Source organism: Arthrobacter sp. B2a2-09, assembly GCF_027587375.1.
Taxonomy (GTDB): domain Bacteria; phylum Actinomycetota; class Actinomycetes; order Actinomycetales; family Micrococcaceae; genus Arthrobacter.
Map to the genome: position 1 here is coordinate 25,252 of NZ_JAMXIC010000009.1, position 13,780 is coordinate 39,031.

The following is a 13,780-nucleotide window of genomic DNA, read 5'->3' on the forward strand; positions in this document are numbered from 1 at the left end:
GTTACTCATCAGTAACTTATGCGAAGGAGCGCCATGTCCAAGGCAGCAATCGACCTCGAGAATCTTCCATACGCCGACGGCGATTTCTATGGCTTTGAGCAATTGCTCACGGGCAAGGAGCAAGACCGGCTGGCTGAGATCCGGGCCTTCCTTTCCCGTGAGGTCAAGCCGATTGCCGTCGATTGCTGGAACCGTGGGGAGTTCCCCATGGACCTGATTCCCAAGCTGGCTGAGATTGACCTGGTCAGCCCGGTAAGGCGTCAAGGCTATTCCAACGTGTTCGCTGGCCTTGTCCATGCAGAGGCAACCCGCGCCGATGCCTCAATTGCCACGTTCATGGGCGTTCATGACGGCTTGTTCACCGGTTCCATCGAAGCGTTGGCATCTCAAGAACAACAGGATGCCTGGCTGCCGGACATCTACTCCCTCAAGAAGATCGGCGCCTTTGGACTCACTGAGCCCTTGGGCGGCTCGGACGTCGCAGGCGGCACCCGGACCACTGCGCTTCGCGACGGCAACAACTGGATCCTCAACGGGGCCAAGCGCTGGATCGGCAACGCCACCTTCTCGGACTGGGTTGTGGTCTTCGCCCGCGACCTCGGCGACAATCAGGTCAAGGGTTTCCTGGTGGACACCAGCCTCCCCGGATTCAAGGCCAGCAAGATCGAGAACAAGATTTCGCTGCGGACCGTTCAGAATGCCGATATCACCCTCGAAAACGTGGTGGTTCCGGACTTCTTCAAACTGGCGAATGCCAACAGCTTCAGGGACACCAACAAGGTCCTCAAAGTCACACGGCTTTCGGTCGCGTGGCAGGCTGTGGGCCAGCAGCTTGCGGCGTTCGACGTTGCCCGCCGCTACGCGGTCGAACGGATGCAGTTCGGGAGGCCCCTGGCTTCATTCCAATTGGTTCAGCAACAACTCGTGCAGATCCTGGGCAACACGGTCAGCTCCATGGGCATGATGGTCCGTCTCGCGCAGCTTGAGGATGCCGGTGTGGCCAAGGACGAGCAATCCGCGCTGGCGAAAGCCTTCACCACGGCACGCATGCGCGAAAGCGTTGCCCTCGGCCGGGGCATCCTTGGCGGCAACGGCATTGTCACGGACTATGAGATGGCCAAGATCTTCGCCGACGCCGAGGCGATCTACTCCTACGAGGGCACCCACGAAATCAACACCCTTGTCACGGGGCGGGCCATCACGGGGATTTCCGCCATCGTCTAGCGGCAGCAGCACGGAAGGCCGGAGATCCGTGACCAAGGCAAGCGGGTTGACATAGTCCTCCCCGGACCGCAATCCCCAGTGAAGGCACGGGGATCCCGCGCAGTGGCCGGCCACCACGGCGCCGATTGGCTGACCCTTGCCGACCAAGGCGCCCTGTTCGAGTTCGCTGTCTACGGGCTCAAAGCTGCTTCGTAGCCCGCCCCCGTGGTCGATGGTGATCACCGGCCGGTCCACCACGACGCCCACGAAGCTCACCGTGCCGTCGGCGGGGGCGGCGACCGGCGCGCCGTCGTCGGCTGCTTGCAAATCCACGCCGCGGTGCCCGCTCAACCACGGTTTGTCCGGAGGGTCGAAACCGCGCACGACGGCGGGCTTGGGGGAGAGTGGCCACGCCCAGTCCGGGCGGGTGCCGGACGGGGTGGTTGCGCCCGGCGGTGGCGACGCAACGGCCGGCGCCGCGCCCAGGGCAAGGACCAAAAGAACGTAGGCCAGAAGATGTTCAGTTCTCATGGAACAAGCCTTGGTTGGCGGTGTACGTCCCGAAAGCCGCCAGTTCGGCTATGTGGAAAAAGGGGCGGGAAATCTGCCGACGGACGGAGCCTGAACCGGGAGGGTTTACGGTCATGAGGCTGAAGGCGCTGTAGTACACTTGGTGGAGCAGTTTGCTGTGCCCTCAAGCTTGTTCAGAAGCGCTTCTCATTCAGTTGCGCGGGGGTCCCAGGCTGACTACGCGTATCCAACCCTCCAACTGCGAATCCCCGCGGATTCAATGCTGCGGAGGATTGTGCCTCTTGCGGTCCGGCGAGTCATTGGCCGGATGAGAAGCGCAATGGATGCCAGGAGCCAAAGCCCGTTCGGGTCCGGCTAAACAACCGTCAACTATTGGCAGGGTAAGAGCGGCCCGTGTGGCTCTCTCATGAATGACCTGCCGGAAGGAGCGTCGGCATGCCCGTCGTAACTATGCGCCAGCTGCTTGACAGCGGCGTCCACTTTGGACACCAGACCCGTCGTTGGAACCCGAAGATGAAGCGATTTATCTTCACGGAGCGCAACGGCATTTACATCATTGACCTTCAGCAGTCGCTGTCCTACATCGACCGCGCTTTCGAGTTCGTCAAGGCCACTGTCGCCCACGGCGGCACCGTCCTGTTCGTCGGCACCAAGAAGCAGGCTCAGGAAGCAATTGCTGAGCAGGCTACCCGTGTTGGCCAGCCGTACGTCAACCAGCGTTGGTTGGGCGGTATGCTCACCAACTTCCAGACCGTCGCCAAGCGCATCCAGCGCATGAAGGAACTCGAAGAGATCAACTTCGAGGACGTCGCAGGCTCCGGTTACACCAAGAAGGAGCTCCTGCTCCTCAAGCGTGAACTCACCAAGCTGGAAACCAACCTCGGTGGTATCCGCAACCTGACCAAGGCTCCTTCCGTTCTGTGGGTTGTTGACACGAAGAAGGAACACCTGGCTGTTGACGAAGCCAAGAAGCTGAACATCCCGGTTGTTGCCATCCTGGACACCAACTGCGACCCCGACGAAGTTGACTTCCCGATCCCGGGTAACGACGACGCCATCCGCTCCGTAAACCTGCTGACCCGCGTGGTTGCCGACGCCGTTGCTGAGGGCCTCATCGCCCGTAACCAGCGCGCAACCGGTGCTGCAGAGGCCCCGGAAGAGCCGCTGGCTGAGTGGGAGCGCGAGCTCCTCGAAGGCAGCAAGGCCGAAGCGGCTGAAGCTCCGGCAGCCGAAGCCGCTGAAGCTCCGGTTGCGGAAGCTGTCGAAGCCCCGGCCGCCGAGGCCACCGAAGCTGCTGCTGGCGAAGCCGAAGCAGACAAGTAAATCCGGACCTTTCCTGCGCCGGATTTCGGTGCGGGGAGCTACTGACAGGATGGCGGCCCACTTGGTGGGCTGCCGTCCTGTCAGTCCGTAAACACATAAATTTCTAGACAGAGGGGTTCACATGGCGAACTACACTGCTGCTGACATCAAGGCCCTGCGCGAGCGCACCGGCGCCGGCATGATGGACGTCAAGAAGGCTCTTGACGAGGCCAACGGCGACGCCGAGAAGGCCATCGAGATCATCCGCATCAAGGGCCTCAAGGGCGCTACCAAGCGTGAAGGCCGCTCCACCGCCGAAGGCCTGGTTGCAGCCAAGGTCACCGGCGGCGTTGGAGTAATGATCGAGGTCAACTGCGAGACCGACTTCGTCGCCAAGGCTGACAAGTTCATCCAGCTGGCCGACAAGGTCCTGACAGTCGCCGTCGAGTCCGGCGCTGCCGACCTCGAGACCCTGCTGGCCATCGACGTCGACGGCAAGCCCCTTTCCGAGGTTGTCGTCGAAGAAGGCGCCGTTCTCGGCGAAAAGGTTGTTGTCCGCCGTATTGCCCGCATTGAAGGCGGCACGGTTGACGCTTACCTGCACAAGACCTCCAAGGACCTCCCGGCCCAGGTCGGCGTCCTCTTCGCCGTTGAGGGCGAGGGCGACGCCGCTGCTACCGCAGCCCACGACGTCGCTGTCCACGTTGCAGCCATGGCCCCGAACTACCTGAGCCGCGAAGACGTCCCGGCCGAACTGGTCGAGTCCGAGCGCCGCATCGCCGAAGAGACCGCCAAGGCCGAAGGCAAGCCGGAAGCCGCTCTCACCAAGATCGTTGAAGGCCGCGTCACGGGCTTCTACAAGGGCGAAGTTCTCTTGGACCAGGCATTCGCCAAGGACTCCAAGAAGACCGTTGCACAGGTTCTCGAAGAGGCCGGCGTCAAGGCAACTGCAGTTGCCCGTTTCCGCGTCGGAAACTAGTTAGACATACAAAAGGGGTGGTCACTTCGGTGGCCGCCCCTTTTGCATGCAACGGCAGGCCCACACCGGGTGCATCTACAGCCGGCAGCTTTCTGCCCGGCCCCCAGCAAGATAATCTAGCCAGAGTCCACAAACGGGAAGGCACCATGGAAACCGAGAACACTGCAATCCATCCGGAGAAGACCCGTCGTCGTGTGCTGCTGAAGCTGTCCGGCGAGGTCATCGGCGGCGGAAAGCTGGGTGTGGACCCGGAAACCGTCCGCGCTATCGCCAAGCAAATCGCCGCAGCTGTTTCCGAGGTCGAGGTGGCAATCGTCGTCGGCGGCGGTAACTTCTTCCGCGGCGCCGAACTGTCCCAGAGCGGCATGGACCGCTCCCGCGCCGACTACATGGGCATGCTCGGCACAGTCATGAACTGCCTCGCGCTGCAGGACTTCCTGGAGCAAGCGGGCGTCGAGACCCGCGTCCAGAGCGCCATCACCATGGGACAGGTAGCCGAGGCCTACATTCCGCGCCGTGCCATCCGCCACATGGAGAAGGGGCGCGTGGTCATCTTCGGTGCAGGCGCAGGTCTTCCGTACTTCTCCACCGACACCGTGGCCGCCCAGCGGGCGCTCGAAGTGCACGCCGACGTCGTTCTCATGGCAAAGAGCGGTGTGGACGGCGTGTACACCGCGGACCCCAAGAAGGATCCCACAGCCGAGAAGCTCGAAAGGCTCAGCTACGACGAGGCCCTGCGCCGTGACATCCGCGTCATGGACCAGACCGCCATGACCATGTGCAAGGACAACGATTTGTCCATGGTTGTCTTCGGCATGGAAGGCGAAGGGAACGTCACCCGGGCCATCCTCGGCGAAAAGCTGGGCACCCTGGTCACTCCCTAGCAAGGGCTAGGATATTTCTAGGACTCTTCCGCCCGCAGGGGCGGAAATTTATTGTGCATTGCGGCCCGTGGACCGGGGCGCGACTATTTCTGAGGAGAAACCGTGATCGAAGAAACCTTGCTCGAAGCCGGGGAAAAGATGGACAAGGCGGTCGAGGTAGCCAAGGAGGATTTCGCGTCGATCCGTACCGGTCGCGCGAACCCCGGACTCTACAACAAGGTGATCGTGGAATACTACGGCACCCCCACACCGCTGCAGCAGCTGGCTTCCTTCGCTATTCCGGACGCCAGGACCATCCTGATCACGCCCTTTGACAAGACCTCAATGCGCGACATCGAAAGGGCCCTGAGCGATTCCGAGGTAGGCGCCAATCCGTCCAACGACGGCAACGTCATCCGGATCACCATCCCGGAACTCACCCAGGAACGGCGCAAGGAATACGTCAAGATCGTCAAAGGCAAGGGTGAGGACGCCAAGGTCAGCATCCGAAGCATCCGGCGCAAGGCCAAGGACTCCCTGGACAAGCTCGTCAAAGACGGCGAAGCCGGCGAAGACGAGGGTGCCCGCGGCGAAAAGGAACTCGACGCCATCACCAAGGCACACGTCGATGGTATCGACGAGCTCCTCAAGCGCAAGGAAGCCGAGCTGCTCGAGGTCTGATGAGCGAGGCTGAGCCGGCGCCCGCGCAGGGAATTCCCACCCGCGCCAGGCGCCAACGAGGCAACCCGACGCCCAAGGCCGGCCGGAATCTTCCGGCCGCCATCGGCGTCGGGCTCGCCATGCTCTTTGCCGTTCTCGGCGGGCTGCTGTTCCTGCCGCTGGGGTTCGTCCTCCTGACCACCGCGTTCGCGGTTCTCGGTGTATGGGAAATTTTCCGTGCGCTCGAAGGCCAGGGCACCCGGATGCCGATCATCCCTGTGCTGACCGGTACCGTGGCGATGCCGCTGGCCGCCTATTTCGGTGGCACCGAAAGCCTGCTCTTCGCGATGGTGCTTAGCAGCACGGCCGTCCTGCTCTGGCGTTCCCTTGAAAGCGCCGCCGGAGCTCCCCGCAGCGTCTTCTCCGGAATCTTCACCCTTGCCTGGGTGCCTTTCCTGATCAGCTTTGCCATCTTGCCCCTCCATGCCAGCGGGGGCGCGACGACGGCGGGTCCCTGGCCCGCCGGGCAGGTTCCGGCGGGTGCCTGGCAGATCGCCGTGATGCTGTTGCTGGTGGTGTCCAACGATACTTTCGGGTACCTCGTAGGGGCACTGTTCGGCAAGCATCCGATGGCTCCCAAGATCAGCCCCAAAAAGACCTGGGAAGGGTTCGCTGGCTCGGTGGCAGGTGCCATGGTCATCGGGATCCTCGCCAGCATCTTCGTCCTGGATAGGCCGTGGTGGGTCGGCGTGGTGCTTGCCGTAGGCATGGTGGCCGCGGCTACCGCCGGTGACCTTGCGGAGTCCATGGTCAAACGGGAACTTGGCGTCAAGGACATGAGCAGCATCCTGCCCGGACACGGCGGGGTCATGGACCGCCTCGACTCGATCGTCTTCGCGGCTCCGGCAGCATTTATTCTTTTCGCGCTGTTGAGCGGCGCCTGACAACCACCCAGAAGGAAAGCAGTGGCAGTGGACATTCGTCGCCAGATCCCCGCAGCATTTGAGCGCGTGGCGCACAGCAAGTACGGCTACAACGCAAAGCAAGTCGACCAGTTTTTCCAGCGCGCCCGGTTGTCGTTTGAAAACAGGGCCGAATCATCGGAGAAAATCGGCAGCAGCGATGTCCGTGCGGTTTCGTTTGATCCTGTCAAGGGCGGCTACGACGCCACCGCTGTGGACGCCGCATTGGACCGCCTCGAAGATGCCTTCGCCCGACGCGAACGTGACGAGCTGATAGCAGCCGAAGGGGAGGAAGCCTGGTTGCTGAAGATAGGCAAACTTTCCGGAGTGCTGCGCGGCCGTTTGCACCGACCTGATGGCGAACGTTTCCGCCGGCCGGACAAGAACCGTGCGCGCAGCTACAACATCGCCGAGGTAGATGCCTTGTGCGTCTCCCTGATCGGTTATCTGGAAAACGACAAACCGTTGAGCGTCGACAACGTCCGCCGAGCCGCTTTCTCCGAGGCCCGCGGGCACGACGGCTACGAAGAGGCGCAGGTTGATGCCTTCCTGGACCGGGTGGTCGAACTCATGGCGGCCATCGACTAGCAAACTCCCTCAGCGGAGCCGCCGTTCCGTGGCCACCGGCCGTTCCGGGACGTGAAGCCTGGTCATCAGCCGGGTCACGGTCCCGGGGACCCGGTGTTTCGTGGCCCGGGAGACCAGCACCATCACGCCAAACGCGGTTGGCACTGTCCAAGCCGCGGGCTGGGCAAGCCATCCGGGCGCAGCGGAACCGATGATCGTGCTTGATACCAGGGCACCCCCGCAGAGTACGGCACCCGTCAGCATGCCGGCAATCGCGCCTGTGTCGCTCAGGCCACGCCACCAAATGCCCAGCAGCAGGACGGGACAAATGGTGGACGCCGTGAAAGCGAACACCAGCCCTACACTGCCGGCCAGGGCCATCGAATCCGTGGTGAACGCAAAAGCCAAGGGGACGACGGCGGCCAGGAGGGCGGCCGCCCGGAATCCCCGCACGCTCCCGCCAAGAAGGTCCTGGCTGATGACGCCGGCCAGCGAAACCACCAATCCCGACGTCGTCGAGAGGAAAGCAGCAAAGGCACCGGCAACGACCAACGCCGACAGCAGATCGCCGGGCACCCCGCCCAGCAGCTTTCCAGGCAGCAGAAGGACCAGGGCGTCGGGCCGTCCGTTGCGTGCAAGCTCAGGTGCGAAGACCCGACCTAGCAGGCCGGACGCCGTCGGGAATAAATAGAAGACTGATAACAGGCCCAGCACGATAAGGGTGGTCCGGCGTGCCGATTGGCCGTCCGGGTTGGTGTAGAAGCGGACAAGGACGTGGGGGAGTCCCAGCGTTCCGAAAAGCAGCGCCACCAAGAGCGAGACAGTCTGGTAAAGCCCGGCTGCGGGAAGGCCCGTGGGATTGCTGGATGCCTCCGCCAGGACCGGTGAGCCGCCGCCCGTCTGGTTCAGCAGGAGGAACACGACAGGCACGGCCAAAGCCGTTAACTTGAGCCAGTATTGGAAAGCCTGGACGAAGGTGATGGAACGCATCCCGCCGGCCACTACCGTCACGCAGACCACCGCGACCACCGCGATGGAGCCCACCCACGAAGGCAATCCTGTGCTGATCCGGATGGTGAGCCCGGCACCTTGAAGCTGCGGCACGATATAGAGCCACCCGACAGCAACCACCACGAGGCTCGTGACGCGGCGCACGGCTTTCGACTCGAGCCTGGCCTCCGTGAAATCCGGGATCGTGTAGGCACCCGATCGGCGCAAGGGGGCAGCCACGAACAGCAATAGCATCAAGTAGCCGGCCGTGTAGCCCACGGGGAACCAGAGGGCGTCCGTTCCGGTCAGCAGGATCAGCCCCGCGACACCCAGGAAACTCGCTGCTGACAGGTATTCGCCGCCGATCGCCGAGGCATTCCACCACGGCCGGACAGTGCGCGATGCCACATAAAAGTCGCCCGTGGTGCGCGAAATGCGCACGCCGTAGAAGCCGATCGCCGCCGTCGCGAGCGCCACACCCAGGAAAGCCGCGAGCCCTACGGCGGGATTCATTTATCCTCCACAAGATCACGGTAACGGGCTTCGTTCCTTGCCGCCGAGCGGTTGTACAGCCATGCGCTCAGACCGATCACCGGGTATAGCGCCGCTCCGAGGATGATCCAATTTACCGGGATGCCGAATATCCGCATCTTCGCGAGCTCAGGGACCAGCGCCACCATGGAACCGTAGGCGGCCAGCACCAGCAGGAATCCGGAAGCCACCACCACAGCTAGGCGCAATTGCGAACGGATGAGTGACCGGACGAAGACCTGCCCGACGTCGGAGTCCTCGGCAGCCTCGCGCGAATGGTATGGACGCTTCGGAGCTATCCTGGCAGCCGGCTGCGGGGCCGTGACCCTGACCCGGGTCATCCTTGTGGCCGGATCCGGGTGGCCTCGAGCTTGTCCCGCACGGACGGAAGGTGCCTGCGGCTGATCGGCAGTTCGGCTCCGGCCACAGTGACGCTTGGACGTGCCGCGGCGAGCTTCATGTGCCCTACGTGGTTGAGGGACATCAGATAGGAGCGGTGGATGCGGATGAATCCGGCATCTGCCCACTGCTGTTCGAGGTCGCTCAGGGGTACCCGGATCAAGTAGCTAGCCTCCGCGGTGTGGAGCCGGGCGTAGTCTCCCTGGGCCTGGACGTAGCTGACGTCGTCCCTGCGGATCATCCGGGTTGTTCCGCCCAGGTCAACCGTGATCATCTCGGGCACCTTGCTGCCGTCCTTGATGAGCTCACTGATGCGGCTGATGGACCGCGCCAGTCGCTCGGCACGCACCGGCTTGAGCAGATAGTCGACGGCGGCCAGTTCGAACGCCTCGAGCGCACAGTCTTCGTCGGCGGTCACGAAGACGACGGCGGGAGGGCGGGCGCTGCACGAAATGGCACGCGCGATGTCCAGGCCGGAAAGCGCGGGCATGTGGATGTCCAGGAAGACAGCATCCACGGACTCCATTTCGAGGGCGCGGAGGGCTTCGGCGCCCGAGGCTGCGCGGTGGATGGTACCGATACGCTCGTCCCGGCCCAGCAGGAAGGCGAGCTCTTCAACGGCGGGGAGCTCGTCGTCGGCGACGAGTACGTTGATCATGGTTATAGATTAGCCTCAGGCGTCATGGCGTGGCTGGGACTTTGGCACGCGGATGGTGATCAAGGTGCCCTCGCCCGGCGCGGTCTCGATGACCAGGCCGTGTTCATCTCCATAGACTTGCCGGAGGCGGGCATCGACGTTCCGCAGTCCGACATGGTCGCCGTCTGCGTGCCCGGCCAGGACCGACCGCAGGTGTTCAGGATCAATGCCCACGCCGTCGTCCTCAATGGTCACCTCCGCGAAGGCCCCGGAGTCGTTGGCACAAATGCTGATGTGCCCCGGCCCTTCCTTCGCCTCAAGCCCATGGCGCACGGCGTTCTCCACCAGCGGTTGCAGGCTCAGGAAGGGAATCACTGTGCTCAGGACTTCGGGCGCGATCCTGAGGCTCACTTGTACCCGGTCTCCGAAGCGGGCCTTCTCCAACAGCAAGTAGCGGTCGATGCTCCGAAGTTCCTCCGCCAGGGTGGTGAAATCGCCGTGGCGCCGAAAGGAATACCGGGTGAAATCCGCGAACTCGACCACCAACTCCCTGGCCCTGGCGGGATCAGTGTTGATGAACGCGGCAATGGCGTTGAGCGAGTTGTAGATGAAGTGGGGGCTGATTTGCGCGCGCAGGGCCCGGACTTCGGCCTCCATGAGCAAGGTGCGGGAAGCGTCGAGTTCGGCCAATTCCACTTGCACGGCCACCCAGTCGGCCAGCTCGCTTGTCGCCCGGACCAACCCCGCACCGGCGTGCGGCGCGAAGGCCGCCACCGCTCCCACCACGCGGTTTCCGGCCCGGATCGGCGCGACGACGGCGTTCAGTTCGTGCGAAGCCGAGACCACCACGGTCCGTCCGTCGGAGAGAACCCCCGAGGCGAGCTCCATCAGGGCGGCCTTGAGTTCTTCAGCTGCGCCATCCCACGCCAGGACGCACTCGGTGTCCGTGATCGCCAAGGCGTCGCAGCCAAGCAGGGAACGCAACTGCCTGCTCGCCTTGCCCGCTCCCGCCGCGTGGAGCCCGGTGCGCAGGTGCTGTCCCGCGCGCGACGCCGCGTGCAGGGTCTGGTAGGTGGCCCTCTCGGCGTCGGTTCCCAGCTCGCGGAAGGAACGGATCACCTTGAGGCCCACCCCGACGACGACCGCCACGGCGAGCACGATGACCGCAATGGCGGCGGCGGTGACGAGCGGGGAATCCGGCATGGAGCAAGACTAGCGAACCCGCCGTTCGGCGCAGCAACGTGTCCGCTGGGCGACGCCTGTGCCTATTGATCTGGAAGTGGCGCAGCTGCCCGGCGGATAGTGATTCCAGTCACATTGGCCAGGAGTGTGGGGTCGATGTAGACGTCCACAACCAGGAGGAAGCCATGGGTAACGAGGCCCAGACACCGGACGCAGCGGCGTCCGTGGATTTCCAGGAAGTCCAGCAGACGGGGCAGTTTCAGGAGCTCCGCAAGCGCCACCGTAGTTTTGTCTTTCCAATGGCCATCGCGTTCCTGCTTTGGTACTTCGCTTATGTCCTGCTGGCTGACTACGCGGTGGGCTTCATGTCCACCAAGCTGTGGGGCAACATCAACGTCGGCCTGGTCCTGGGCCTGCTGCAGTTCGTCTCAACTTTCGGAATTACGGCCTGGTACGTTCACTACTCCAACCGGAGACTGGACCCGATCGCCGCGGAAATCCGGAATGAGATCGAGGGCCACGAGTTCGACAAGGGCAGCGCCGTGAGAGGGGCAGCAAAATGAGCGCCATGGTCCCGATGGTCAACGTTGCCGCGCTGAAAGACACCACGCTGTTGAACATGGGCATCTTCGCCCTGTTCGTCCTGGTCACCATGGTGATCGTTTTCCGGGCCAGCCGGAACAACAAAACGGCTGCTGACTACTATGCCGCCGGGCGCTCGTTCACCGGCTCGCAGAACGGCACCGCCATCGCCGGCGACTACCTTTCCGCCGCCTCCTTCCTCGGGATCACCGGGGCAATCGCCGTCAACGGCTACGACGGCTTCCTGTACTCCATCGGGTTCCTTGTCGCGTGGCTTGTGGCGTTGCTGCTTGTCGCCGAACTGCTGCGAAACACGGGCAAGTTCACCATGGCCGACGTGCTTTCCTTCCGGCTGCGCCAGCGCCCGGTGCGGATCGCCGCGGCCCTCTCCACTTTGGCCGTCTGCTTCTTCTACCTGCTGGCACAAATGGCCGGCGCCGGAAGCCTCATCTCCTTGCTCCTGGGCATCAGCGACTGGGGCGGACAGGCCCTGGTGATCGTCGTCGTCGGCGCCCTCATGATCATGTATGTGCTGATCGGCGGAATGAAGGGCACCACCTGGGTCCAGATCATCAAAGCCGTGCTGCTCATCTGCGGTGCGGCAGTCATGACGCTCTGGGTGCTGTCCATCTACGGCTTCAACCTGTCGAACCTGTTGGGTGCAGCAGCGGATACCGCAAAGAATCCGAACGTGCTGAATCCCGGCCTGCAGTACGGCAAGACGGAGACTTCCAAGCTCGATTTCCTGTCCCTCGGGATGGCCCTGGTCCTGGGCACGGCCGCCCTGCCGCACGTGCTGATGCGCTTCTACACCGTGCCCACGGCCAAGGAAGCCCGCAAATCGGTGGTCTGGTCCATCTGGCTGATCGGGTTGTTCTACCTGTTTACCCTGGTCCTCGGCTACGGCGCGGCAGCACTGGTCGGAGCCGATACCATCAAGTCGGCCCCCGGCGGGGTGAACTCCGCGGCACCGCTCCTCGCGTTCCACCTAGGCGGACCGTTGCTGCTGGGCTTCATCTCCGCCGTCGCGTTCGCTACCATCCTCGCGGTGGTGGCTGGCTTGACCATCACGGCAGCGGCGTCGTTCGCCCACGATATCTATGCGAACGTTATTTCCAAGGGCAAGGCCGACGCCGGGACGGAGGTCAAAGTGGCCCGGCGGACTGTGGTGGTCATCGGGGTCCTTGCGATCCTTGGCGGTATTTTCGCCAATGGCCAGAACGTAGCCTTCCTCGTGGCGCTCGCCTTCGCGGTGGCGGCGTCAGCCAATTTGCCGACCATCGTCTACTCCTTGTTCTGGAAGAAGTTCACCACCCAGGGCGCCACTTGGAGCATGTACGGCGGCCTCTCGGCGGCCATCATCCTGATTGCCTTGTCGCCGGTTGTTTCCGGGGCCAAGACGTCCATGATCCAGGGTGCCAACTTCGCCGTCTTCCCGTTGAGCAACCCCGGAATCGTGTCGATTCCGCTCGCTTTCCTGCTTGGCTGGCTCGGAACCGTGCTGGACAAGCGGCGCGAAGACACGGCGAAACAGGCCGAGATGGAAGTCCGTTCCCTGACCGGAGTCGGAGCCGAGAAATCCGTGAATCACTAGGCGTTTCCTCCCGGTCCGACGCTCGCTCACATATCGGGCCGTTTGGCCCAACGCTCGCTCACAAACAAGCCCGTTTGGCCCAACGCTCGCTCACAAACAAGGCCGTTTGGCCCAACGCTCGCTCACAAACAAGGCCAAAAAGCGGATCCCTCCTGCAGAAGTTCTGCAGGAGGGATCCGTATTTTTCACCAAAGGGGAGCGAGCATCCGGGCTTAGTGGTTATGGCTACCCGGCAGCGAGTGCTCTCCATGCGGGACGGCGTGCGCTCCGGCCACCGAGGCGGCGAGCCCCGGCGTCGTAATTGCTGCGACGACGACGGCGGCGGCGAAGGCAGCCCCCAAAAGCGCACCGGCCCGCGGGGGACCCGAGGCGGCTCCGCCGTCTTCGTCGCGGAACCTGCGGGCGAGCCAGGCAGAGGATCCCAGCGCCATAAGGACCAGGAAAAGAGCCGCCAGATGCCCGCCGTCGAGCACTCTTTGGGCCATGCCGCCAACCAGGAATCCAACGTGGACAAGCACGGCCGCGAGGAGGCCCATGCTTGTTGGCTTACGGAACCGGAGCCGCCCCCGTTGGAGGCTGGCAATCGAGCTGGCGAGCAGCGCCAGGCCCCAGACCGCGAAGACACCGCCCGCCCACACAAGCGGTCCCCGGCTCGAAATGTAGCTCGATGCGATGGAAAGTTCCACGAGGCCGGCCCCCATTCCCGCGAAACACGAAAACAAGGTGAGGGAGGCCCCAACGGTGGGTCCCACGGACGTCGCTGCTTGAGCTGACACGGACGGCTCCTTCCGGGTTTCG

General features: G+C 63.4%; 14 protein-coding genes and 1 pseudogene. 9 read left to right on the forward strand and 6 right to left on the reverse strand.

The features are described from left to right. Window positions 1-33 precede the first annotated feature (33 nt). Window positions 34-1,224, forward strand: a complete 1,191-nt coding sequence (locus tag NFJ07_RS11665; protein WP_269994510.1) for an acyl-CoA dehydrogenase family protein — start codon at window positions 34-36, stop codon at window positions 1,222-1,224. Here the strand turns inward: NFJ07_RS11665 and NFJ07_RS11670 are convergent. Further along, window positions 1,222-1,734: pseudogene (locus NFJ07_RS11670) on the reverse strand (M23 family metallopeptidase); the annotation flags it as partial. The gene NFJ07_RS11665 and the pseudogene NFJ07_RS11670 sit on opposite strands and share 3 nt — an antisense overlap. A gap of 435 nt (window positions 1,735-2,169) precedes the next feature. Here NFJ07_RS11670 and rpsB point away from each other — a divergent pair. From rpsB to NFJ07_RS11700, 6 genes are all read left to right on the forward strand, one after another. Continuing rightward, a complete protein-coding gene (rpsB, locus tag NFJ07_RS11675; protein ID WP_269994511.1) occupies window positions 2,170-3,057 on the forward strand; it encodes a 30S ribosomal protein S2 in 888 nt (295 codons plus the stop codon). Between the two features lie 121 nt (window positions 3,058-3,178). Beyond that, a complete protein-coding gene (tsf, locus tag NFJ07_RS11680) occupies window positions 3,179-4,015 on the forward strand; it encodes a translation elongation factor Ts (protein ID WP_268023217.1) in 837 nt (278 codons plus the stop codon). 146 nt (window positions 4,016-4,161) lie between these two features. Further along, complete coding sequence (gene pyrH, locus NFJ07_RS11685) at window positions 4,162-4,899, forward strand: UMP kinase (protein ID WP_269994512.1); 738 nt, start codon at window positions 4,162-4,164, stop codon at window positions 4,897-4,899. A gap of 102 nt (window positions 4,900-5,001) precedes the next feature. Further along, complete coding sequence (frr, locus tag NFJ07_RS11690; RefSeq protein ID WP_269994514.1) at window positions 5,002-5,559, forward strand: ribosome recycling factor; 558 nt, start codon at window positions 5,002-5,004, stop codon at window positions 5,557-5,559. After that, on the forward strand, window positions 5,559-6,482 hold the full coding sequence (locus NFJ07_RS11695; RefSeq protein WP_269994516.1) for a phosphatidate cytidylyltransferase: 924 nt from the start codon (window positions 5,559-5,561) through the stop codon (window positions 6,480-6,482). The genes frr and NFJ07_RS11695 overlap by 1 nt, the downstream gene beginning before the upstream one ends. A gap of 21 nt (window positions 6,483-6,503) precedes the next feature. Beyond that, window positions 6,504-7,088, forward strand: a complete 585-nt coding sequence (locus NFJ07_RS11700; protein WP_269994518.1) for a DivIVA domain-containing protein — start codon at window positions 6,504-6,506, stop codon at window positions 7,086-7,088. A 9-nt stretch (window positions 7,089-7,097) separates the two neighbouring features. Here the strand turns inward: NFJ07_RS11700 and NFJ07_RS11705 are convergent, their stop codons facing one another. The 4 genes from NFJ07_RS11705 to NFJ07_RS11720 are packed head-to-tail and all read right to left on the reverse strand — an operon-like array spanning window position 7,098 to window position 10,827. Then, on the reverse strand, window positions 7,098-8,570 hold the full coding sequence (locus tag NFJ07_RS11705; protein WP_269994520.1) for a sodium/solute symporter: 1,473 nt from the start codon (window positions 8,568-8,570) through the stop codon (window positions 7,098-7,100). Then, window positions 8,567-8,929 carry a hypothetical protein gene (locus NFJ07_RS11710; protein ID WP_269994521.1) on the reverse strand — a complete coding sequence of 121 codons (363 nt, stop codon included), beginning with the start codon at window positions 8,927-8,929 and terminating at the stop codon, window positions 8,567-8,569. Before NFJ07_RS11710 ends, NFJ07_RS11705 begins: the two co-directional genes overlap by 4 nt. Then, on the reverse strand, window positions 8,926-9,645 hold the full coding sequence (locus NFJ07_RS11715) for a LytR/AlgR family response regulator transcription factor (protein ID WP_269994522.1): 720 nt from the start codon (window positions 9,643-9,645) through the stop codon (window positions 8,926-8,928). Before NFJ07_RS11715 ends, NFJ07_RS11710 begins: the two co-directional genes overlap by 4 nt. Before the next feature lie 15 nt (window positions 9,646-9,660). Beyond that, window positions 9,661-10,827, reverse strand: a complete 1,167-nt coding sequence (locus tag NFJ07_RS11720) for a histidine kinase (RefSeq protein WP_269994524.1) — start codon at window positions 10,825-10,827, stop codon at window positions 9,661-9,663. A gap of 164 nt (window positions 10,828-10,991) precedes the next feature. On the opposite strand from NFJ07_RS11720, the gene NFJ07_RS11725 reads away from it, so the two are divergent. Beyond that, entirely contained in the window at window positions 10,992-11,369 is a 378-nt protein-coding gene (locus NFJ07_RS11725) for a DUF485 domain-containing protein (RefSeq protein ID WP_269994525.1), read from the forward strand. Then, the gene (locus NFJ07_RS11730; protein ID WP_269994526.1) at window positions 11,366-12,982 is read left to right on the forward strand and encodes a solute symporter family protein; all 1,617 of its coding nucleotides are present in this window, start codon (window positions 11,366-11,368) and stop codon (window positions 12,980-12,982) included. Before NFJ07_RS11725 ends, NFJ07_RS11730 begins: the two co-directional genes overlap by 4 nt. 212 nt (window positions 12,983-13,194) lie before the next feature. Here NFJ07_RS11730 and NFJ07_RS11735 read toward each other — a convergent pair whose 3' ends face one another. Further along, a complete protein-coding gene (locus NFJ07_RS11735; protein ID WP_269994528.1) occupies window positions 13,195-13,758 on the reverse strand; it encodes a hypothetical protein in 564 nt (187 codons plus the stop codon). Window positions 13,759-13,780: the final 22 nt, after the last annotated feature.

What these genes read in the sequence shown, in the direction of transcription:
- NFJ07_RS11665 (WP_269994510.1), top strand. Translation starts at nt 34, where the DNA reads ATGTCCAAGGCAGCAATCGACCTCGAGAATCTTCCATACGCCGACGGC.
- rpsB (WP_269994511.1), top strand. Translation starts at nt 2,170, where the DNA reads ATGCCCGTCGTAACTATGCGCCAGCTGCTTGACAGCGGCGTCCACTTT.
- tsf (WP_268023217.1), top strand. Translation starts at nt 3,179, where the DNA reads ATGGCGAACTACACTGCTGCTGACATCAAGGCCCTGCGCGAGCGCACC.
- pyrH (WP_269994512.1), top strand. Translation starts at nt 4,162, where the DNA reads ATGGAAACCGAGAACACTGCAATCCATCCGGAGAAGACCCGTCGTCGT.
- NFJ07_RS11695 (WP_269994516.1), top strand. Translation starts at nt 5,559, where the DNA reads ATGAGCGAGGCTGAGCCGGCGCCCGCGCAGGGAATTCCCACCCGCGCC.
- NFJ07_RS11705 (WP_269994520.1), bottom strand. Translation starts at nt 8,570, where the DNA reads ATGAATCCCGCCGTAGGGCTCGCGGCTTTCCTGGGTGTGGCGCTCGCG.
- NFJ07_RS11710 (WP_269994521.1), bottom strand. Translation starts at nt 8,929, where the DNA reads ATGACCCGGGTCAGGGTCACGGCCCCGCAGCCGGCTGCCAGGATAGCT.
- NFJ07_RS11715 (WP_269994522.1), bottom strand. Translation starts at nt 9,645, where the DNA reads ATGATCAACGTACTCGTCGCCGACGACGAGCTCCCCGCCGTTGAAGAG.
- NFJ07_RS11720 (WP_269994524.1), bottom strand. Translation starts at nt 10,827, where the DNA reads ATGCCGGATTCCCCGCTCGTCACCGCCGCCGCCATTGCGGTCATCGTG.
- NFJ07_RS11725 (WP_269994525.1), top strand. Translation starts at nt 10,992, where the DNA reads ATGGGTAACGAGGCCCAGACACCGGACGCAGCGGCGTCCGTGGATTTC.
- NFJ07_RS11730 (WP_269994526.1), top strand. Translation starts at nt 11,366, where the DNA reads ATGAGCGCCATGGTCCCGATGGTCAACGTTGCCGCGCTGAAAGACACC.